General features: G+C 65.3%; 22 protein-coding genes and 1 pseudogene. 5 read left to right on the top strand and 18 right to left on the bottom strand.

Going from position 1 to position 20,807, the window contains the following annotated elements; all coding sequences use genetic code 11:
• Positions 1-8 precede the first annotated feature (8 nt).
• Both AC5RW2_RS22520 and AC5RW2_RS22525 read right to left on the bottom strand, forming a co-directional pair.
• Entirely contained in the window at positions 9-758 is a 750-nt protein-coding gene (locus AC5RW2_RS22520) for a glucosamine-6-phosphate deaminase (protein WP_494074631.1), read from the bottom strand.
• A gap of 249 nt (positions 759-1,007) precedes the next feature.
• On the bottom strand, positions 1,008-2,105 hold the full coding sequence (locus AC5RW2_RS22525) for a DNA alkylation repair protein (RefSeq protein ID WP_494074632.1): 1,098 nt from the start codon (positions 2,103-2,105) through the stop codon (positions 1,008-1,010).
• Positions 2,106-2,271: 166 nt separating this feature from the next.
• Between AC5RW2_RS22525 and AC5RW2_RS22530 the strand changes: the two genes are divergently transcribed.
• The 3 genes from AC5RW2_RS22530 (at position 2,272) to AC5RW2_RS22540 (ending at position 4,099) form a co-directional block, all read left to right on the top strand.
• Positions 2,272-2,994: an alpha/beta fold hydrolase gene (locus AC5RW2_RS22530; RefSeq protein ID WP_494074633.1), complete on the top strand. Its 723-nt coding sequence runs from the start codon at positions 2,272-2,274 to the stop codon at positions 2,992-2,994.
• Positions 2,991-3,521: a YbaK/EbsC family protein gene (locus AC5RW2_RS22535; protein ID WP_494074634.1), complete on the top strand. Its 531-nt coding sequence runs from the start codon at positions 2,991-2,993 to the stop codon at positions 3,519-3,521. The genes AC5RW2_RS22530 and AC5RW2_RS22535 overlap by 4 nt, the downstream gene beginning before the upstream one ends.
• A 71-nt stretch (positions 3,522-3,592) precedes the next feature.
• On the top strand, positions 3,593-4,099 hold the full coding sequence (locus tag AC5RW2_RS22540; protein WP_494000945.1) for a ferritin: 507 nt from the start codon (positions 3,593-3,595) through the stop codon (positions 4,097-4,099).
• 238 nt (positions 4,100-4,337) lie between these two features.
• On the opposite strand, the gene AC5RW2_RS22545 is transcribed toward AC5RW2_RS22540, so the two are convergent.
• From AC5RW2_RS22545 to AC5RW2_RS22555, 3 genes are read right to left on the bottom strand one after another with little or no spacing between them, the layout of a single operon-like run.
• Positions 4,338-5,327 (bottom strand): substrate-binding domain-containing protein, encoded by a 990-nt coding sequence (locus tag AC5RW2_RS22545; RefSeq protein ID WP_494074635.1) that lies wholly within the window; start codon positions 5,325-5,327, stop codon positions 4,338-4,340.
• Positions 5,328-5,338: 11 nt separating this feature from the next.
• Positions 5,339-6,322 carry an ABC transporter substrate-binding protein gene (locus AC5RW2_RS22550; RefSeq protein WP_494013658.1) on the bottom strand — a complete coding sequence of 328 codons (984 nt, stop codon included), beginning with the start codon at positions 6,320-6,322 and terminating at the stop codon, positions 5,339-5,341.
• 38 nt (positions 6,323-6,360) lie between these two features.
• Positions 6,361-7,104, bottom strand: coding sequence for a class II aldolase/adducin family protein (locus AC5RW2_RS22555; protein ID WP_494074636.1), 744 nt, complete (start codon positions 7,102-7,104; stop codon positions 6,361-6,363).
• A gap of 253 nt (positions 7,105-7,357) precedes the next feature.
• Here AC5RW2_RS22555 and AC5RW2_RS22560 point away from each other — a divergent pair, with 253 nt between their 5' ends.
• Positions 7,358-7,990, top strand: coding sequence for a PadR family transcriptional regulator (locus AC5RW2_RS22560; RefSeq protein ID WP_494074637.1), 633 nt, complete (start codon positions 7,358-7,360; stop codon positions 7,988-7,990).
• A gap of 131 nt (positions 7,991-8,121) precedes the next feature.
• Here the strand turns inward: AC5RW2_RS22560 and AC5RW2_RS22565 are convergent, their stop codons facing one another.
• Together AC5RW2_RS22565 and AC5RW2_RS22570 are read right to left on the bottom strand one after the other, a co-directional pair.
• Positions 8,122-9,687 carry an amino acid permease gene (locus AC5RW2_RS22565; RefSeq protein WP_494074638.1) on the bottom strand — a complete coding sequence of 522 codons (1,566 nt, stop codon included), beginning with the start codon at positions 9,685-9,687 and terminating at the stop codon, positions 8,122-8,124.
• 176 nt (positions 9,688-9,863) lie between these two features.
• On the bottom strand, positions 9,864-10,229 hold the full coding sequence (locus AC5RW2_RS22570; RefSeq protein WP_494074639.1) for a hypothetical protein: 366 nt from the start codon (positions 10,227-10,229) through the stop codon (positions 9,864-9,866).
• A 337-nt stretch (positions 10,230-10,566) separates the two neighbouring features.
• Here AC5RW2_RS22570 and AC5RW2_RS22575 point away from each other — a divergent pair, with 337 nt between their 5' ends.
• Positions 10,567-11,013, top strand: a complete 447-nt coding sequence (locus AC5RW2_RS22575) for a MarR family winged helix-turn-helix transcriptional regulator (RefSeq protein WP_494013663.1) — start codon at positions 10,567-10,569, stop codon at positions 11,011-11,013.
• 89 nt (positions 11,014-11,102) lie between these two features.
• Here the strand turns inward: AC5RW2_RS22575 and AC5RW2_RS22580 are convergent, their stop codons facing one another.
• From AC5RW2_RS22580 to AC5RW2_RS22630, 11 genes and pseudogenes are all read right to left on the bottom strand, one after another.
• A complete protein-coding gene (locus AC5RW2_RS22580) occupies positions 11,103-11,891 on the bottom strand; it encodes an ABC transporter ATP-binding protein (RefSeq protein WP_494049299.1) in 789 nt (262 codons plus the stop codon).
• Complete coding sequence (locus AC5RW2_RS22585; protein ID WP_494074640.1) at positions 11,888-12,883, bottom strand: ABC transporter substrate-binding protein; 996 nt, start codon at positions 12,881-12,883, stop codon at positions 11,888-11,890. The genes AC5RW2_RS22580 and AC5RW2_RS22585 overlap by 4 nt, the downstream gene beginning before the upstream one ends.
• A gap of 54 nt (positions 12,884-12,937) precedes the next feature.
• Complete coding sequence (locus AC5RW2_RS22590; protein WP_494074641.1) at positions 12,938-14,077, bottom strand: FecCD family ABC transporter permease; 1,140 nt, start codon at positions 14,075-14,077, stop codon at positions 12,938-12,940.
• A 7-nt stretch (positions 14,078-14,084) separates the two neighbouring features.
• Positions 14,085-14,939, bottom strand: a complete 855-nt coding sequence (locus AC5RW2_RS22595) for an urease accessory protein UreD (protein WP_494000937.1) — start codon at positions 14,937-14,939, stop codon at positions 14,085-14,087.
• Positions 14,936-15,550, bottom strand: coding sequence for an urease accessory protein UreG (gene ureG, locus AC5RW2_RS22600; protein ID WP_494000936.1), 615 nt, complete (start codon positions 15,548-15,550; stop codon positions 14,936-14,938). The genes AC5RW2_RS22595 and ureG overlap by 4 nt, the downstream gene beginning before the upstream one ends.
• A gap of 64 nt (positions 15,551-15,614) precedes the next feature.
• Positions 15,615-16,328: an urease accessory protein UreF gene (locus AC5RW2_RS22605; protein WP_494013667.1), complete on the bottom strand. Its 714-nt coding sequence runs from the start codon at positions 16,326-16,328 to the stop codon at positions 15,615-15,617.
• Positions 16,309-16,782 carry an urease accessory protein UreE gene (ureE, locus tag AC5RW2_RS22610; protein ID WP_494025142.1) on the bottom strand — a complete coding sequence of 158 codons (474 nt, stop codon included), beginning with the start codon at positions 16,780-16,782 and terminating at the stop codon, positions 16,309-16,311. The genes AC5RW2_RS22605 and ureE overlap by 20 nt, the downstream gene beginning before the upstream one ends.
• A gap of 30 nt (positions 16,783-16,812) precedes the next feature.
• Positions 16,813-18,525: an urease subunit alpha gene (gene ureC, locus AC5RW2_RS22615; RefSeq protein ID WP_494000933.1), complete on the bottom strand. Its 1,713-nt coding sequence runs from the start codon at positions 18,523-18,525 to the stop codon at positions 16,813-16,815.
• Positions 18,526-18,674: 149 nt separating this feature from the next.
• Positions 18,675-19,109, bottom strand: a pseudogene (locus tag AC5RW2_RS22620) (urease subunit beta); the annotation flags it as partial.
• A gap of 16 nt (positions 19,110-19,125) precedes the next feature.
• Positions 19,126-19,428: an urease subunit gamma gene (locus AC5RW2_RS22625; RefSeq protein ID WP_494013669.1), complete on the bottom strand. Its 303-nt coding sequence runs from the start codon at positions 19,426-19,428 to the stop codon at positions 19,126-19,128.
• 227 nt (positions 19,429-19,655) lie between these two features.
• The gene (locus tag AC5RW2_RS22630; RefSeq protein WP_494049304.1) at positions 19,656-20,669 is read right to left on the bottom strand and encodes a squalene cyclase; all 1,014 of its coding nucleotides are present in this window, start codon (positions 20,667-20,669) and stop codon (positions 19,656-19,658) included.
• Positions 20,670-20,807 lie beyond the last annotated feature (138 nt).

Raw genomic sequence — 20,807 nt, forward strand, 5'->3', positions numbered from 1 at the left:
ATCGAGGCCTATCCGGCGGAAAACCGGGCGCCCGCCTCGACATCGGTGAGGACGGTGACGTCCGGGTGCAGCTGGAGCACCGAGGCCGGGCAGTCGGGGTCGACGGGCCCGGTCAGCGCGCGGTGAAGGATGTCGGCCTTGTCCCGGCCCTGCACCAACAACAGCAGCCGCCTGGCATCCAGGATGGTGCCCAGGCCCTGCGTGATGCAGCGGGTGGGGACGTCGTCGAGCGACGGGAAGAACCGGGCATTGGCCCGGCGCGTCGTCATCGTCAGCTCCTCGACCCGGGTCCGGGAATCCAGGGCCGAGCCGGGCTCGTTGAAGGCCAGATGGCCGTTGTGGCCGATGCCCAGGATCTGCAGGTCGATCCCGCCCGCCGACGCGATGGCCGCTTCATAGTCCGCCGCGGCCCGGTCCACGTCGGCCCGGTCGGCGTCCGGCAGCAGGACCGACGCCCGGTCGAGCCCCAGCGGCCGGATCACTTCCCGGTCGATCACCTGCGCGTAGCTCTCCGGGTGCCCGGCCGGAAGTCCCACGTATTCGTCCAGCGCGAACCAGCGGACCCCGGACAGATCCAGGCGGCGCCGCGCCAAGGACTGATACAGCGGCAGCGGTGAAGACCCGGTGGCCAGCCCGATGACGGGACGGGGCAGCTCTTCGAGGAGGCTGGCAACGATGTCGGCGGCCAGCCCGCCGATGTCTTCAGCGTCGTGGTGCGAAACCTGGAGCTTGCGTTCCTGCTCGGCCAACGGGGTCATAGGAGTCCTGTCTGTCGGATGAGTCCGCCTGGACGGATGCGCGCCGCGCTGCACGTGCTTTGCGGCAAGGGCAAGTCAAACTTCATGCGCATTTCCTTGTGGGACGGGTCGGAGCCTCCGGGTGTGCCGTCAGGGCCTGCACCCCGGAGAAACGTTGGAGCAAGATTACCGGATGTCACCGGCCCAAGCCGGTAGATGCGGGCGCACCATGCCGAGAGCGAATTCCAACGTGTGCGCACGGCGCATGTGTCAGAGCACGACGTCGAAGCCCGCCTCGGGCGACAGCGTTCCGTTGGCCTGAACTTGGACGAGGTGCCGGCCGGGGTAATGCACGCGCGTGGTCATCTGGCGGAAGGCGTGGGCTTTGCGGAACTGCCGGGCCTCGCCCGCGGCGAGGTCGGCCACCGCCAGCTTGAAGACCTTCGGAGCCAGCGAACCGTTGGCCTTGACGTAGTGGACCACATAGTCCACCGCCACCCGGGCCGGGGCGTCCGCTTCATTGCGGATCTCGACGGCGAAGCCGAGCTCCCCGGGCAGGTGGACAGTGTCCCGCTCGAGTTGCGGGACGGCCACCGAGAGGGCGTTGGAGGTGAAACCCAGCGCTGCCAGCGCACCGGGATGGGCCTTCTTCACCAGGGTGCGCAGCCCGTGCCGTACCACCCGGGCGGTGTGGGCACCCGGCGCAGCGTTCCACCGGGCCGCGGTCGCCACCACGTCCTCCGGGGCGTGCCGCGAGACATCGTTCAGGTGGTTGGCCACCGAGCGGCGGACGGCGTCGCTCTCGTCCTGGAACAGCTCGTCGAGGATCGGCAAGGTGGCCGCCGGCCGGGCGACGATACCGGGAACCCGGACGGCCCACGGCAGGTACGGCCGCGTCCCTTCGCTGGCCAGCCGCCGCACCTGGTCATCCGGGTGGGCCGTCCAGTCCCGGATGATTCCCAGCGCCCGGTCCAGGTCTCGGATCAACAGCCGGCGGATGGCGAACTCGCTCGTCATCCGCGGAGTCAGTTCCGCGAGCAGCGCCATCGCGTCGTCGAAGGCCCGCTGACTCCCGTCTTCCAAGGCGCGGGTCACGGCCGCCTCACCCACCGGCCAGAGCATCCAGCCGGTGAAGGCGCCGTCGTCCAGCGCCGCGCGGATCACGGCGGCGGCCGGTTCGTAACCGGCAGCCAGGTCGACGAGGAGCGCTTCCGCCAGCACGTCGGCGCGGGCCCGCAGGGGCAGCGGCTCAAGCCGACCTCCCGCTTCCCGAAGCGCCGGCCACGCAGATTGGTCACCGGTTCCGGCCAGGCAAGTGCCCAGTTGCTCGACGGCGGCCGGCCCCAGCAGGTCGTTCATGATTCCCATGCGGTCCTCCGGGTCGGGCCAATAAGCCTTCCGAAGCCAGCCTATGGCTCTTCGGGCAGGCGGGCCGCCGCCGTGCTCCTCCGTGTGCCGTCTCAGGGACCGTGGCTGTCCTGAATTCCGCCTCAAGGGTGTTCGGGGTCACGGTCGGGCACTAGAGTCACCTGACATGGACATCATCCTGGTACCCGGATTCTGGTTGGACGCATCCTCGTGGGCGGAGGTGACCCCGCCGTTGGTCTCCGCCGGGCACCGGGTACACCCGCTGACCCTGCCCGGACTGGAAGCGCCGGATGCGCCGCGCGCGGGGATCGGACTGCGCGACCACATCGACGCGACCGTCAAGGCAGTGGACGGCTTGGACGGGCCGGTGGCCCTCGTGGGCCACTCCGGCGGCGGGGCCATCATCCACGGCGTGGTGGACCAGCGGCCGGACAGGATCGCCCGCGCCGTCTACGTGGACAGCGGGCCGCTGGGCGAAGGCGGCGTGATCAACGACGAACTGCCGGCCGAAGGGGACGAGGTGCCGCTGCCGGACTGGAGCCTCTTCGAGGAGGAAGACCTGGTGGACCTCGACGAGGAGCTCCGCGCCGCGTTCCGCGCCCGGGCCATCCCGCAGCCAAGGGGCGTCGCCTCCGACCCGCAGCACCTCTTTGACGAGCGGCGTTTCAACGTGCCGGTCACGGTGATCACCTGCGAGTTCACGCCCGAACAGCTGCAGGGCTGGATCGACGCCGGCGCACCCCAAGTGGTCGAACTGGCCAGAATCCGGGACGTGGAGTACGTGCACCTGCCCACGGGGCACTGGCCTCAGTTCACCAAACCGGCCGAGCTCGGCGAAGCCATCCTGGCCGCCGTCACCAAGACCGTCGAGGCAACCGGGGCGCAGTGAGCACGACCAAACTGCTGCCCGCCGTCGAGGCAGCGCTCGCCGGGAACGGTCTCGTCTATGAGGTCCTCGACTGCGACCCGGATCTGGCGGACACGGCGGCGTTTTGTGCACACTACGGCTTCGCCCTGGAGCAGTCGGCCAACACCATCCTGGTGGCGTCGAAGAAGGTGGAACCGGCCAGGTACGCGGTGTGCGTGGTGCTGGGGACCGCCCGGCTGGATGTGAACAAGACGGTCCGCGAACTGATGGGCGTCAAGCGCGCGTCCTTCGCCGACGCGGAGACCACGCAGGCGGTGACCGGCATGGAGATTGGGGGAGTGACAGCCGTCGGGACCTCCGGCCACCCCGTCTACATCGATGCCGCCGTGCTGGACCGGGAACGCGTGGTGATGGGCGGCGGCAACCGCTCCAGCAAGCTGCTGCTCAAGCCGGAGGAGCTGGCCAAGCTTCCCCTCGCCGTCGTGGTTGAAGGGCTGGCGAAGCCCGGCGTGCCGCTCAGCGCCACCGGCAGTTCAGGGAACGGGTAGCCGAGGCTTCCCTAATCTTGGCTTGCCTTACCTTGCTGGCGGGGATACAAACCGGCGCCTAATCTGGTGCCATGGGACTCACAGGAAAACTCGCAGAAGCGTTTAATGACCAGGTCACGCTGGAACTCCAGGCCTCCGTGGTCTACCGCCAGCTCGCCATCGAGATGGATGCCATCGACCTGCCCGGGATCGCCGGCTGGTTCCGCGCCCAGGCCGAGGAAGAGGTGGTCCACGCGAACAAGTTCATCGAGCACATGATGGACCGCGGCGCCCACCCCAAGATCCAGGCGATCACGGCTCCGACAATTTTCGCCGAGACCGTACTGCAGGCGTTCGAAGCTTCGCTGGCACACGAGAAGAAGGTCTCCGAGTCGATCCGCGACCTGTACCGGCTCGCCCAGCAGGAGGGCGACATCGACTCCATCCCGCTGCTCAACTGGTTCGTCGACGAGCAGTTGGAGGAAGAAGCCACGGTCGGTGAGATCATCGGCCGGGTCAAGCTGGTCAACGACGACGGGCCCGGCCTGCTGCGTCTGGACGAGCAGCTCGGTTCCCGTACCGGCGAAGCCAGCAGCTAGCAAAGCGACAGGCGGCGTCGGTGCCCAGGCGGGCGCCGACGCCGCCTGCTCGTGTCTGCCAGCTGCGCGCGTTCGCGTAGCCGGCGGATGAGCAGGTCCGGATGGATCTGCTGCCAGCCTTGTTCCAGTTCCTCGGACGGTTCCCACCCGTCCGACGGGTCCCTGGGCATGCCTCTCCCGTGCCGGTCGCGCCGCAGCGGGATGGTGCCCAACCTCTCCAGGGGGCCGGATTGCATTGTTAGATGACATAGGAGCTCGCCACGTTCTGAGCGAAAATTTCTGCCGGATCCCAAAGCTTTTTTGCCAGGCCCTGTGAATGGGAGTAGCGAAGAAAGGTTTCGAGCACTTTCCGGTTGGGTTCTATACCGTAGGTCCAATAGTCATCGCCCAAGACCCGTTGCGTTTCTTCCACGTGGTCTGAAAGCCACGGCAGCATGATCTTCAGTGAACTTCTGTACATCAAGTCAGCCCGTGCTATCTGAAGGGCTTCGTCGCATGCTTTCATCAGGGAAGCGGCAAGCCACGGGTGCCGGTCATAGAGCGACCGTTTCACCACCAGAACGTGCATGATGGGAAAAATCCCGGTCTCAATGAAGTACTGCTGTTCAACCGTTTTGTAATCGGGGAATAGCCGCCTAATGTGCTCGTGCTCATAGAATCCGGAGGGGACGTGCGCGGTGAAGAGAGCATCCAGTTCACCGTTGACGAGCATTTCCGACAGTGTCTGGTCAGGGCGGATCGGTTCCACGTTAACCCCAGGCGGCAGATCCAGTTCGAGCTTTTCTGCTCGGCCGGTGTTCTCCACCCCGCCTGAATAGAAAGCCATGTCTTCCGGGTTGATCCCGTATTTGTCTTGGAGCATCCCTCGCTGCCACACCCCGGCGGTGATCTGATATTCGGGGACGCCTACTCTCTTGCCCATGAGGTCAGCGGGCTCGTTGATGCCGGACCTGCTGTTAATAAACATCGTTTGGTGCCGGAAGTAGCGCGAGGGAAAGACGGGAAGGGCGATGTAGGGAGGATCGGGCTCGTTGAGGGTCAGGACATACGAGGACAGGCTCATCTCACTGGCATCGAATTCCTGGTACTTCAGTTGCCGGTAGAAGGTTTCCTCCACAGGTAGAGAAATGAAGTTGAGGTCGATACCTTCCGGTCGAATGCGGCCGTCCTCGATGGCCCGCAATCTGTCGTAGTTAACGGCTGCGAGGGAAAGACTTAGTTTCGTCACAGGTGTCCTTCCTACTGCGGGGGCAGCAGTTCGTCGAGATTAGGCTCCTTGGAGAGAGTGCCGTATTGCGTCGCTTTTTCACCCAGCTTCTGGGCGGCTTCGCGGTTGAACTCGGTTCTGAATACTGGCAGCACGATCCGGTCCAGGACTTCGGGGTCGATTTTGGTGTAGGAGCTCACGATGTCGCGGACCTCGTCGGGGTGCTCCTGGGAGTACTCAAGCGACTCGTTCATAGCCGTTTGGAAGCTGCTGACCAGTTCCGGATCACTTTCGATGAGTGCCTGGGAGGCAAAGACGCACGAGATATCGAGCTCGGGATGGAACTCCGAGAAGTTATACGACACCACCCGGGCACCGTGATCAAGCGCTTCCGTCAGGAAAGGGTCAAGAATCCAGGCCGCGTCTACCTGTTTGTTCTCCAGTACAGCGGGCGCTTCCGAAAAACCGACCTCCACGAAGTTGATGCTGGAGGGATCCCCGCCCGCGTCCTCGACGACCGAGCGGATTGTGGTGTCCCCGATATTTGCCAGCGTGTTCACTGACACCGTTTTCCCGGCGAGATCTGCGACTGTCTTAATGGGAGAGTCTTTGAGGACGACGACTGCGCCAAAATCGGGGTCGCCTGCGGTTGTGTTGGCATTTGCAATGCACTTGAGGTCCAGGCCACGGTCGGCGGCGAGCATAGTGGAAAGCAAGTTTCCACGGCCGAAATCAAAATCGCCCGAAACCACGCCGGGCACTACGGCCGCTCCACCTGCGGAAGTCTCGATTGTCAGGTCAATGCCCTGCTTTTCAAACAAGCCTTTTTCGGCGCCCAGGTATAGAGGGGCGGAGTCCACGATTGCCTGGGTTGCTATGACTACTTCCCTTGGTTCTCCGGCGGACGGATTGTCCGCTTGTTCGGGTTCCGCACCACCGCACCCTGAGAGGACGAGGCTGAGTAGTCCGGCGGCGGCGACAGCGATTGATGAGCGTCCCATTGTTTCTTCCTTCATGGATTTTTGCTTGGGCAGGATCGGGAGGGCAGAAGGAGTTAGCTGCCGCTCACCCGTGACTGAGCGCGTGCGCGCCACACACCCCATGCACGTTCAATTTGTGATGCCATGGTGATAACTGTTGCTACCCCCTCTTCAGCGGTCAGGCACGTGTAGGAACCCAGACGCATGGCTTCTGCTTGGGCCCTTGCGTTTATCTCTGTGTAGATGGCCCGGTACACGGCGATCTTCAGTGAATCGCCCACCGCGACGGATCCGTGTCCGCGCATTAGTGCTACCGAACCGGCACCAAGCACGTTCGCGAGGTCGGAGCCGGACCTTCCATCTCGGATCAGCAAATCGGAGCCGTCTCCAAGGGTCTGCCGGATCTCGAACACCGGCGTCTTCAGGGGCAGGAAGCCAGCCATATGCAACACCGGCTGCAGCGGCGTATCCACGACGCTGAAAGGGACAACCGCGGGAGAATGGCTGTGAACCACTGCCCGGACATCCGGGCGGGCGCGGTAGATTTCAGCGTGGATGTACCGCTCAAGGTAGGCCGGTCGGGAGTCTTTGGTGTTTCCGTCCAGGTCGAATTCCTGGATGTCCTCTTCCGTGACCATGCCAGGTGCGAGATTTCGTGACAGGTGGAACTTGGTGAAATCGTACGAAGCGCGTGCACTTACGTGCCCAAACGCGTCCAAAACGCCTTGGTCGAACAGTATGTGATTGGCGTCCACGAGGTCGGAAATCTCTGTCGATCTTTGCGATGCGGGCGTTGACGGGATCGCCTTGGAGTGCATGTTCGGATCCTTTGCTTCCGGGCCGGTTTTGCGGGTGCCTGTGTTTATGCTGGCTTGGCCTCGCTTGGTCTGGATGTGGTTTCCAGCAACTGGAGGCCCGGCCGAGGATGTCGCCGGCCCTTCTGTCGCTAGAGTGATGCCCGTCACTCTGGTGTTAGAAAGAATGCAACCGCCAATCCGTACATCTGTCAACACTTACATATGTATTTACTCAGTAGGATGGTGGGAAGTCCGCGGAGAAGGGAAGCCGGAGATGTCTTTGCGTCACGCGCTACTGGCGCTCATAGAATCGGGCCCGTTCACCGGCTACGACTTGACGCAGAAATTCGCTCGCAGCGTCGAGCACGTGTGGCGCGCCGGGCACACGCAGATCTATCCCGAGTTGAGGAAACTGGAAGTCGCAGGCTTGATTTCCGCCGAGGTCGTACAGCGTTCGAATAGCTCCCGTTCGACGAAGATCGCCTACCACCTGACTGATATAGGCAGAGCGGAGCTGAACCGGTGGGTTGAGGAGGTCGGCCCCCAGCCACCGCTCAGGGATCCGCAGTACCTCAAAGCGCTGTACCTGGAGTTCTCCACTCCCGCCAACGCGCGACGGCAGTTCGAAGCACACGCCGATCATTACCGACAGCTTCGCGATGGATACGTTGCGCATTTGGAAGATATAGAAAACGCCAGAACAGACCTCATGCGCCGCCGCCTTGCACGCTCCCCGGAAGGTGAGCATGCGGCCATCGTGGCTTTTAAGGCTCATGTCTACCGTGGCCTCATAGCCCGAGCGGAAGGCGAGATCGATTGGGCCGTGTCCGGCATTGCCCTGCTTACTGATCTGGCAGCCGCTTCCTCCGATCCAAGCTACTGGACGACCCCGATCCACCCCGGCTAACCGCCACCGCTGATATCGGGTTTCCGGGTTGAGGCGCTGGTTACGCTGACGGCATGCGGAGGACGGCGTCACCGGTGGTCCGCCAAGCGTGCGGGCATGGCATATTTCCAGCGGAATGGTCGGCGCAGGAGCTAGGGCTCCGGGTTGTGCCGGTGGTCCTTCCGGCCGCGGACACGCTGCTCGTGCTCCAGTCGGCGGTGTTCCTCGCGCTCGTGTTCGAGTGATATGAGCTCCGGATGGTTCAGCCGCGAATGCTGGCGGCCGTAGAGGAAGTAGATGGCGAAGCCGATAAGCAGCCAGACAGCGAAGCGCACCCACGTGAGCGTGGTCAGGTTCAGCATCAGCCAGAAGCACAGCACCGCGGAGAGGATCGGCACCACGGGCGAGCCCGGGACACGGTAGGCGCGGGGCAGATCCGGCCGCTTCCTCCTGAGCACGACAATGCCGATGCTCACCAGCACGAAGGCCGAGAGGGTGCCGATGTTGATCATTTCTTCCAGAACGTCCACGTTGGTGAAGCCCGCCACCAGGGCAACCAGGGCCCCGGCCAGGATCTGCACCCGCGCCGGGGTCTTTTGATGCTCGGTGGTGTGGCTGAGCCATCGCGGCAGCAGGCCGTCACGGCTCATCGCGAAGGCAACCCGGGCGAGGCCCATCAACAGGACCATGATGACGGTGGTGAGCCCGATCAGGATGCCCACCGAAATGACCTGTGCGGCCCAATCCGCCCCGACTCCGATGAACGCCGTGGCCAGCGAGGCCTCGTCGGCTTCCGCCAGCTCCCGGTAGGACACCATGCCCGTCAGGGCCAGGGTGACCAGGATGTACAGCACGGTCACGATCGCCAGGCCGCCGAAAATGCCCCGCGGCAGCGTCTTTTGCGGGTTGCGCACCTCTTCGGCGCTTGTAGCCACGACGTCGAATCCAATGAAGGCGAAGAACACCAGTGCCGCACCCGCCAGGATGCCCACCACGCCGTACTGCTGGGGCTCGGCGCCGCTGAGGAAGGAGAACAGCGACTGCGTCCAGACGTTCCCCCCGGCGCTCGCCGTGGCGACCGGCTCCGGCACGAACGGCGTGTAGTTTTCTGCCCGTACGTACGTGAAGCCGACAACGATCACGAACAGGACAATGGCAACCTTGATGATGGTGAAGACATTGTTTACCCGCGCCGACAGCTCGGTGCCAAGAACCAGCAGGGTCGTGAAGACAGCAACGATCAGCAGCGGACCCCAGGTGAGCTCCAGGCCGAAGACATTCACCGTGGTCGGGACATTAATGTCGAAGAGCAGGAAGACGTTGCTGAGATAGATCCCCCAATACTTCGCAATGACGGCCCCCGCCGTGAACAGCTCCAGAATCAGGTCCCAGCCGATGATCCAGGCCAGCAGTTCGCCCAGAGTTGCGTAAGTATAGGTGTAGGCGCTGCCGGCCACGGGAATGGCTGACGCGAACTCGGCGTAACACATGATGGCCAGCGCGCAGGTGATGGCCGCCAGCACGAAGGACACGGTCACGGCCGGGCCTGCGTAGCTGCCGGCGGCCTTCGCGCCGACGGAGAAGATGCCCGCCCCGACGGCGACTGCCACACCGAGGACCATCAGGTCGAAGGTGCTCAGCGTGCGCTTCAGCTCCCGCCCTGGCTCCGTCATGTCCGCGATGGACTGCTCGATTGACTTGGTCCGAAAGAGGCTCATGGGACCAGTATTCTCAGGATGGCCTACCCCGAAAACCCCACCCGGGGCTGAGGGGGCGAACAGCCCGGAGAACGGGTAGGGGATGGCGCCTCGGAGCCAGTCCGGGCCGCCCACGACAGTGTTATGACGGGACGGTGTAGCGGCGCGCCATGAGGGCGGGACGCGGGTGAAGCAGGTCAGCCGACGGCCACCAGATCCGGCGGGTTCGCTGCCGCCCCGTCGGTCGGTGCCGGGAGGGCGGAGGCGCATGTTCCGGCAGCTGCGGCAACCAGTTCGGCAGGTACTCCGGAGGCCAGCGCGGCGGCTGTCTGCTCTTGGAAGACGGCCTTCGCCTGGTCCAGGGCCCATTCCGCCGCCTCGACCTGTCCCGCCCGCACGGTAACGGCCTCCAGCGCTTTCTTCTGCCCGGGTGTCAGGTCGGAAGCTGTCTGGACCTGGCCTCCAGGCAGTTCGGCTGTTGCAGCTGGCTGTCCGGTATAGATCGTGGAGTCCAACTCCGCGATCGACAGGGGCAGCGTATTGGTATCGGTCACGGAATCCATCGATGTCCCTTTCCAAGGGAAAAAGGCAGCGCTTGGTCGCTCGGTGAGAGAGCGCGTGCTGCGTTCTGGAGACAGACAGACCTGCCTCCTAAATCGAAGCCTACAGCACCGTTTCAATACGACAGATGCCGGGGCCGGGCTTGGCCCGGGCAGAGCGGCTCCACGGCAACCTGGCTGCGGCTTATCCTTCAGGGGTCGTACGGGTTGGCCTTTCGACGGGGCAGCGCGGTGCCGGCTGGGTCGCCGGCACCGCGCTGGGCAGAAATAAAGGCCTATTCTGCTCTCCGCTATGGATAAACCATTGACCTCAGGAAGATCAGTTTGCTTATAATTCTGCATGCCTGATCTATCCAAGTGGCACATGCCCCGGCTTCTCTCCACAGCAGCGAGGCTTGTCGAATACGAGTGGAACGAGCGGCTGGCCTCCCTCGGCTTGACCCATGCGGGTGCGACTGTCCTGGAGATCCTTGCCGCGGAGGGGGCGATGGCCCAAGCACAACTGGCGAAGCGGGTGCGGGTGCAGCCACAGACCGTGGGCAAGACCCTGGCACGGCTGGAAGCGACTGGTCACATATCCCGCGTCCGCGGCGAGAACGACCGGCGCGAGCAACGGGTCAACATCTCCGAACGCGGCAAGGAGACCTTCCACCAGGTGGTGAAATTGGGACAAGAGCTTCTGGGCGAGGACGACGAGACCGAGCAACTCAAGAATCAACTCATCGGTGTCGTCCGGGACCTCGGCAACGACAGGTTCGGCACCAAGAGGCCATTGCGTCCCGGCTAAACCGGCGGACCAACGACGGAACCTTTTCCGTGGCTGGTGTGGTTGGGCCTCCGATGATCTTGACCGATGGCCGTGGAGCAGGGACGCCCTCAGCCTGGCGGATTAGCTGAAGGGAATGGTCTGAATACCAGTTGAAAGCCGTCGTCGAACTGGAAACGGCTGACCCCGATCTTGTACACCGGCTCAAGGTTCTCCGGGACCAGCACCTCGGACGGTGTGCCGGCAGCAACCACCCGGCTTTCATTGAGTAGCAGGACGCGGTCGCAGTAGGCAGCGGCGAGGTTGAGGTCGTGCAGGACCACGACGACGGCATGGTTGCTGGTCCCCGCCAGGTCGCGCACCAGCTTGAGGATCTCGTGCTGATAGCGGATGTCCAGATGGTTGGTCGGTTCGTCGAGCAGCAGGTGCGTCGCTTCCTGCGCCAGCGCCCGGGCGATCAAAACACGTTGCCGTTCCCCGCCGGAGAGCAGGTCGAAGCCCTGGTCCGCCCGGCCCAGCATGCCGACCCGTTCCAGTGCCCGGGCCGCGGCCTGTTCGTCCCGCGCCTTACGCCGGCCCAGCCGCGGTTGGTGCGGGGTGCGGCCGAGCAGCACCATGTCGGAAACCAGCAGGGGCAGGTCGCCCGGTGTCTCCTGCACGACCACTGAGACCGTCCGGGCGCGCTCCTGCGCGTTGAGCTGGCGCAGTTCCTTATGGTCCAGCATGACCGTTCCGGTGTGCGGGGCCAGCGATCCGTACAGGATCCGCAGCAGGGTGCTCTTGCCGCTGCCGTTCGGTCCCACCACGCCCAGGACTTCGCCGTGCCGGGCGTGGAGGTCAACGCGATCCAGGACGTCGCGGGAGCCGTAGGAGAAGGAGATGCCGGAGCCGGAAATCACTGGCCGAACCGCTCGACGATCCGCTCGAGTCCGGTGACCGACAGCGGTGACGGCGGCTCGGTGAAGTTGAACAGTTGCACGAGGATGTCGTCGTTGGCCACCGCGGTCATAGAGGAGGCTCCCTTCAAAGATGTGACGGCGTCGGCCACTCTGCTTGGGTCCCCGGCGGAGTGGAGCAGGATCAGGACATCGGGGTTGCGGCCGATGAGTTCCTCGCGGGTGACCTCGAAGACCCGCTGGTCGACGTCGTTGAAAACGTTTTTCAGCCCGGCGGCCTCCAACTGCGGTTGGGCCATGGACCTTGTGCCGTAGGCGTAGGTGCTTCCGCCGCCGACCGTCGGGTAAAGGACGGCCGCAGTGCGGCGGCCGGTGTTGGCCGTCTCGGAGGTGATCTGCTCCACCTGGGCCTTGAGCTCGCGGGCTGCTTTTTCGGCCCGTTTTTCGACGCCGAAGATCTTGCCGTAGGTGCGCAGCTGATCCGCAACGGTGCTGAACCCCGGGGTTTCCGAGGCGTTGGGGCAAAAGGACGGTTCCTGCAGCATGGGGATGCCCGCGGCGGCTAGTGTTTCACGGTTAAGGTTTTCGGCCGTACCGAGGACCAAGTCCGGTTGCTGCGCCAACACGACTTCCTGCGAAATCTGCAGGTGGCCCGTGGTGTCCAGGCGGTCGGTCAAGAGCGGAATGCGGGCGAGTTCGTCTTGCGTGGCCGGGTCGAAGTATTCGGCCGGGTAGACACCTGCGCGGGCCACTACTGTGTCCATGACACCGAGTGCGGCCAAGTAGGAGACCGGTGAACTGTCTAGCATGACAACCCGTTCCGGCGGCGCGTCCAGGGTGACCGCGGCGCCGCAATTGGTGATGGTCAGCGGGTAGCCATCGGCCTCGGGTGCTGCAGGTGTCCCGGCGTTCCCGGAAGTCCCGGCGCAGCCGGCCAGGCCGAGGGCGATTGCCGCCGCGGCTGCAGCGGACAGCAGGTGGGCGGCAGCTTTCATGAGATTCTCCTCGGGCTAGTGGATGTGGGCGATAACGCGGACGTGGGGTGACGCTCAGCCCGCCGGGCGCATCCTGCGGATGAGGTAGAGCAGGAAGGGAGCGCCGATGAAAGCCGTGATGATCCCGATCGGCAACTCCTGCGGCTGCAGCAGCATCCGTGCGAGCAGGTCGGCCCAGATCAGGAAGATGGCACCGAGCAGGGCAGAGACCGGGATGACCCGGGAGTGGGCGGCACCGACCAGCCTGCGGGCGAGATGCGGAACTACCAGTCCAACGAAGCCGATCGATCCGGAGGCAGCGACGACCACACCGATGCACAGGGCGATGATGATCAGCAGCTGGGTGCGGAACCGGCCGGGTGCAACGCCGACGATGTGCGCGGTTTCGTCGCCGATGGCCAGCGCGTCCAAGCGCCTTCCGGCAAGGGTCAGCAGGCAGCTGGTAATCAGGACCACCACGACGACGATGGCCAAGGGGCTTCCCCACTGGGCCAAAGCCAGGGACCCAAGCAACCAGAACATGACGGACCGGGCGCCCTCTGCCGAGCCGGAGGCGAAGACCAGAAAGCTGGTCACGGCGGTCAGCGCGTAGCCGATCGCAACGCCGGCCAACAGCAGCCGCATTGAGGTCACCCGTCCGGCCGAGCGCGCGATCAGGAAGACCATCATCGACGCGGCCAGCGCGCCGATGAAGGCGCTGGCGGGCAGAGCGTGTTCGCCCACCCCCAGACCGACGCCGAACAGGATCATGGCTGCCGCACCGCTGGAGGCTCCGGAATTGATGCCGAGCAGGTAGGGGTCGGCCAGCACGTTGCGCACCATTGCCTGCAGCGCTGCTCCGCACACCGCCAACCCGGCACCTACGACGCATCCGAGCAGCACGCGGGGCATCCTGACGTCCCAGACGATCGTCGAGGCTGTCGGATCGGGCTGATACCCGGACGGCTGGCCCGGCATATGCGACAGGATCACTTGGACCACGGTCGCGGTATTCAGCATGACAGGCCCGGTCGCCACAGACAGCACCATTCCGGCGACGAGAAGCGCGGCCAGCGCCACTACCCAGAAGAGATGACGACGCCGGAGCCTTGCCCGCAGCAGCGGGTCCGCGCCGCGTGGGGTCTGGCCGTCGCGCACGTCGCGTGCGCGTGGGGTAGGGTCCGATGACGGAAAGATGATCAGTGCCTCCAACAAGGCTGGGTCAGTACTTGCGAAGATTCAGTGGTTGCTGGCCGAACCAGCGGTGGCGGAGCAGGTCGACGGCGGCGTGCAGCATGGCGTTCAGCGTGTCGGTGCTGCGGGACAGGGCGCGCAGGGCGAATCCGGGGCCGTTGAGCAGAGACAGGCCGAGCTGCCCGCCGGGATCCATGGGGGCCAACCGGTCCTGCAGCTCGCGCACCAGGTCGCCGTCCACCCGCGGGTCCACCACGAGCATCGAGCCCAGGTGCGAATAGTCTTCGAGGAAGAGCATGCTGGAGAGCGGCGCGTCCGGATCGCCGGGGCGGATCAGCAGGTTGTCCAGGGCGAGCAGGCGGCCGTCGCGGTAGATGTCGTTGCGGATGCGCACCTCCTCGTACCGGAAGGGCCTGCCGTCCGGGGACCAGCCGGGAGTGACCACGTCACACATCACCAGGGAGGAGTCCGCGGCGAGCTCGACGACGGTCTCCTGGCGGTAGGTGGCCTCCCGGTACGCGATGAGCTGGTCGGGCAGGTACTCCAGGCTGGCGCCGGGGCCGAGGCGGAACCGGGTGCGCTGCACGGCCGGTTCGCCCGGCGTCCGATAGATCTTGGTGGCGGACTGGGTGGTCAGCAACAGGCGGGCCTGGTCCTCGACCTGGACGTCGACCTCGTAGACATCCCCGCCAAGGTAGCCGCCGCCCGGATTCACGATCGTGTAAGCGACCTGCGCGGACGCGTCCAGGTAATGCGGTCGGATAACCCGCAGCGCGCCCTGGTGGTATTGCGAGGTGGCGACGCCGCGGCCGCCGCGCAGGCCCACCGTCAGGCGCAGCTCACCGGTGGGAAGCTGCACGCCCGCCGGCTGGGCCGCGCTCACTGCGCCAGGTCCTGCATGAGCACGTCGCGGCGCAGCCAGTCGATGACCTTGTCCAGGCCCTCGTCCGTCTTCAGGTTGGTGAAGCAGAACGGCTTGTCTCCACGGAATTCCTTCGAGTCGGACTCCATGACCGACAAATCTGCACCCACGTGCGGCGCCAAATCGGTCTTGTTGATGATGAACAGGTCCGATTTGATCATGCCCTGGCCGGCCTTGCGCGGGATCTTTTCGCCCTGCGCCACGTCGATGATGTAGATGGAAAAGTCCACCAGTTCCGGACTGAACGTCGCCGAGAGGTTGTCGCCCCCGCTTTCGATGAACACGACCTGCAGGTCCGGGTGCCGCTTGATCAATTCCTCCACGGCGGAGGAGTTCATCGAGGTGTCCTCGCGGATGGCGGTGTGGGGGCAGCCGCCGGTTTCGATGCCGATGATCCGGTCCAGCGGCAGCACGCCGTTGGCGGCCAGAATCTTCGCGTCTTCAATGGTGTAGATGTCGTTGGTGATGGCGGCCATGGAGATTTCGCCGGACAGGTGCCGGGTCAGGCGTTCGACCAGCTGGGTCTTGCCGGCGCCGACGGGGCCGCCGATACCGATCTTGATGGGTTCCATTGTCTTACTCCTTGTTCCGTGGGCCGGCCGCGGTGCGGCCGGGTCTGTTGCGTGCGACGGCGGGTCAGGACATGAACATGCGGGCGCGCTGCCGCTCGTGGCGCATTTGGGCGATTTCCAGTCCCGGGGCGGCGGCGCCGAAGTCGCCGCGTCCCAGTCCGGCGATCCTCGCCGTTGCGACGGTGATCTCCGGATGGGCCTGGCGCAGCACCCGCTGCCCGGCGTCCTGGCCGATCGGGATGCCGCGGATGGCATTCTGCGTCAGCGAGGTCGCCGTCGAAAACAGGTAGGTGCCCAGCAGTTCCGGCAGCGGAACGTGCAGGCTTCGCCCGGCGATGGCGAACGCCAGCGCCGGATGTCCGCTGCATTCGCCGCTCGCGACGTCCTCGCGGTACTGCTCGATCTCGTCGCTGTCGAGGATGACCGAGGCAATCTGGAGCATCCGCGCACCCATTTTCACGCCCGCCTCGCGCACCTGCCGCGGCAGGGCCTGCGCCGCCAGCATCGCGTCCAGCTCCCGCAGTTCCGCCGTCGAGCGGGCTTCCAGGGCCAGCCGGATGGCAAGGCCGTCGCTGTATGTCAGCTGGGTGTGGATGAACTGGCCGAGCCAGACCGCAAAGGTCTTCTCGTCGCGGACCAGCCCGCGTGACAGGAACGTCTCCAGCCCGAACGAGTGGCTGAAGGCGCCCGTGGGCAGGGCGGAGTCGGCCAGCTGCAGCAGGGGCAGCAGGTACGACGACGGGTGGCGCCCGGGTGCCTCAGTGCGTGTGTTCGGCATGTCGAAACGGCACGGGCATGACCCGCTCCTGCCGGGAGTAGGGCACCTGCATGTGCTGCAGGTAGTCTTCGACGGTGTGGTCGTACTGCACCACCATGACCTCCGCCCGGTAGTCGCTTCCGGCGTCGAAAAATTGCGCCTGCAGGTGCCTGTTGCCCAGGCTGTGGGCCACCACGCCCATTTCCCGGATGGTGCGCGGGGCGATCACCAGCACGTCCGTGGGCAGGACGCTGACGACGATGACGTTCGACTCGTCGCGGAACAGGATGTCGCCGTCGCGCAGGTCTCCCGGGGTGGCCAGGCGGATGCCGATTTCGCGGCCGTGATCGGTGGTCACGCGCTGGACGCGTTTGACCAGTTCGCTGCTGGGAAGTGCTACCTTCTCCTCGTGCAGGCCGGCAAGCTCCGTGTGCGGAAGATCGTGCCGGTTGGCGATGACGCGCTCAATAATCATTGACTACGTCCTTTCAAGGTATGGCTCGGTTTAGAACAGGAAGTAGCGCTGGGCCATGGGGAGCACGGTCGAGGGCTCGCAGGTGGCTACTTCACCGTTGACCGTGACGGTGTAGGTTTGCGGGTCGACCTGGATGTCCGGCGTCTCCCCGTTGTACTTCAGGTCTGCCTTGGTCAGGGTGCGGATGCCGTGGGCCGCGCGGACGGTCCGGCGCAGGTTCAGTCGGTCCGGGATGCCCTCGTCGATGGCGATCTTCGGCATGAACGTGATCGAGGACGAGTGCACGGCGCTGCCCAACGCCCCGAAGTTGTGCCGCAGAGTCCGCGGCTGCGGGGTAGGGATGGAACCGTTCGCATCGCCCATGATGGACTGCACGATTTGTCCGCCCTTGATCACCATTTCCGGTTTGACGCCGAAGAAGGCCGGGTCCCAAAGCACCAGGTCCGCGAACTTACCCACCTCGACGCTGCCGACGGAGTCGGCGATGCCGTGGGCGAGCGCGGGGTTGATGGTGTACTTGGCGACGTAACGCTTGAGCCGGAAGTTGTCGCCGATTTCCGGGTCTTGCTCGAACTTGCCGCGCTGGCGCTTCATGGCATCCGCCACCTGCCAGGTCCGCAGCACCATCTCGCCGACGCGGCCCATGGCCTGGGCGTCCGAGCTGGTGATCGAGAAGACGCCGAGGTCGTGCAGCACGTCTTCGGCGGCGATGGTCTCCTTGCGGATCCGGGAGTCGGCGAAGGCTACGTCTTCGGGGATGTCCGGGTTCAGGTGGTGGGCGACCATGAGCATGTCCAGATGCTCGTCGAGCGTGTTGGTGGTGTAGGGCAGAGTCGGGTTGGTCGAAGCCGGCAGGACGTTGGGCAGCCCGGCGACGCGGATGATGTCCGGGGCGTGCCCGCCGCCGGCGCCTTCGGTGTGGAAGGTGTGGATCACGCGGCCGTCGATGGCGCGGATGGTGTCCTCCACGAAACCGCATTCGTTGAGGGTGTCCGCGTGGATGGCGACCTGCACGTCGAACTCGTCGGCGATCCGCAGCGACATGTCGATCGAGGAGGTTGTGGCGCCCCAGTCCTCGTGCACCTTGAAGCCGATGGCCCCGGCCCGGATTTGCTCGGCCAGCGGACCGCGCGCGCTGGCGTGGCCCTTGGCAAGCAGTCCGATGTTGATCGGCAGGTCGTCCACCGCCTGCAGCATCCGGCCGATGTGCCACGGCCCCGGCGTCACGGTGGTCGCCTTGGAGGCATCCGACGGCCCGGCGCCGCCGCCGATCAGGGTGGTGACGCCGTTCGCCAGGGCCACCGGCACCTGGTCGGGGCTGATGAAGTGCACGTGCGTATCGATGCCGCCGGCGGTGAGGATCTTGTGCTCCCCGGCGATCACGTCCGTCGCGGCACCAATGGTGATGTCGACGCCGTCGGAGATGTCCGGGTTGCCCGCCTTGCCGATCTTGAAGATGTGCCCGTCCCGCAGTGCCACGTCGGCCTTGTAGATGCCGCTGTAATCCAGCACGACGACGTTGGTGATGACCGTGTCCGGAATATCCTGGTCGCGGGTGCGCTGTCCGTTCTGGCCCATGCCGTCCCGGATGACCTTCCCGCCGCCAAAGACAACTTCCTCGCCGTAGCGGGTGTAGTCGTGTTCGATCTCCAGCAGCAGGTCGGTGTCCGCCAGCCGAATCGCATCGCCGGTAGTCGGCCCGTACATCTCCGCATAGTGCCTGCGGTTCATCTCGAAGCTCATCGCTGTTCCTCCCCGCCGCCGTCGGTCTTCTCCGCAGCATTTTGCTCGGTCTGCTCCGCGGCCTCGCCGCGTCCGCCCGCCTTCTTGGCGGCGCCGCCGGCCTTGGGGCCGCGGGATTCGTCGACCAGGTCCATGCCGTACGTGGTGTGGAAGCCGGCCGCCTCGACGCCGACGTTGGGCAGGTCGATGTCGTATTCGGCCGCCAGTTCGGGCTCAGCCTCGGCGTTGATGCCGGCGGTGCCGCCGATGGCGTCGGTGTAGGCCGGGGGGACGCTGGCGCCCAGCGACCCGTTCATGTGGTTCCGGAAGCCGTAGACCTCGCGGTTCCCGGCGATCTCCACCAGGTGCACACTGCGCGCATCGCCTGGCTCGAATCGCACGGCCGTGCCCGCCGGAATGTCCAGCCGAAAGCCGCGCGCGGCGACCCGGTCCATATCGAGCGCCGGATTAACCTCGGCGAAGTGGTAATGCGAACCGACCTGAACCGGCCGGTCGCCCCGGTTGGTCACGTTCATGATGCGGGTCTCGGCGCCCTCGTTGCAGATGATGGGCTCGCCGCGCAGGATGTATTCTCCCGGTTTCATGGGTCTCTCCTCAGGCTCAGCGGATCGGGTTATGGACGGTGACCAGCTTGGTGCCGTCGGGGAAAGTGGCCTCGACCTGCACATCGGCGATCATCTCCGCCACGCCATCCATGACGTCGCCGCGGGAGAGGATCGTGGTCCCGTAGCTCATCAGGTCCGCGACGGTCCGGCCGTCGCGGGCGCCCTCGATCAGTTCATAGGTGATCAGGGCCACCGCTTCGGGATGGTTGAGTTTCAGGCCGCGCTGCCGGCGCCTTCGGGCAAGGTCGGCGGCGACCACAATCATGAGTTTTTCGTGCTCACGGGGCGTTAAATGCATGTAGAACTCCCTAGTCCGTAACAAAAAGAAGTGTCCACCCGTTATCTACAACCGGTCAGAGACTAGACCGGGAGGCCCGTGGATAAGGCAACGATAGCCACGGAGATCGCACCCGGCAAATTGGTGGGAATCCGGTGGCATCACCGCCTCACAATTGCTTGACATCGAGCTTCCCGGTGTCCTTCACACCCGGTCGGCTCGTCCTGCTGAAGCGACCGCGACCAAGGTCACACGGTCTCGGACCGGTAGCCCGGAGCAGGCGGGAGGGCTTCCGCCCCGTCCCACCAAGCGAGCGCGCGCGTGGCGTAGAACGTAAGCCACTTGGACGGCTCACCCGGCGGCACGTCGACGTCGAACCATACGCGGCCGGGGTGGCGGCGTTCCTGCAGCCAGGTGCTGTCCGACTGGCGCGCGGCACGGATCACCTCCACGGCGTCGGCGAGCCGGGGATCGGGAGCCGTGCCGTCGTGGAGCGTGGCCGACCTGAAGTAATCCACGGCATTCAGTGCGCTGTAGAGCCAGCGGAACGGGTAGGCGAAATGCGCGGCCCAAGGCCCGACGAGTTCACCGGTCGACCGGGTGTACAGCAGCCGGCGTTCCAGCAGGTACTCTTCGCCGGCGTGGCGGGCGGCGCGGAGATCGTCCGAGCCCCCGGCGACGGACTCGTAGTACAGCAGCCCTTTCAAGGTGTTGAGTGTGGAATGGAAGGACGAGCGGGTGGAACCTTCGATCCATTCGCAGTTCCAGCCGCCGTCGGGCAGTTGGTGCTCGATGAACCAGGTGGCGATCCCGCCCACGTCCGCACCCAGCCAGGCGCCGTTGGCCAGGGTGAAGGCGTTGATGCAGCAGTCCACCTCGCCGTCCCAGTAGGGCAGGTTCTCGTATTCCCAGCGGCTATTGGCGGCGAGCAGGTCCGCCGTGCCGGCAAGCGCTGTTGCGTCGAGGCCCCAGTCCCGGAGGTAATTGAGCGACCAGGTTGTGGCGGTCCACGGCTGTCCGGCGCCCTCGGCCGCTTCCGGCCCCTGGAAGTCGAAGTCGCTGGGGAAATAGGCCCCGCCCGCCCACTGTCCATCGGGGTCTTGGTGCGCGAGCAGCCGCGCGCCGAAGCCCTCGGTGGCCACCTTCGCTTTTGTCGCGGCCCACCGTTCGGGGGGCGCATGTGCGAGGTCCCGTTCGACCTGCCAGCGCAGTGCCGGATCGGAGTCGAGCAGCCAGCCGACCAACGCCGCCTCGGGCTTCATGATCAACAGAGTAGCGGCCCCCGGAAAAGAACAACATGGCTTCGGTTCCCCGCGCCGCTCGGGGAGGGGAACCGAAGGACTGCGCTGGGTGGGCACGACGTCGTGGCCGGAGACCGCCGCCGCGGAAAAGTGGCCAGA

The organism is Arthrobacter sp. B0316-1-20 (assembly GCF_059091865.1).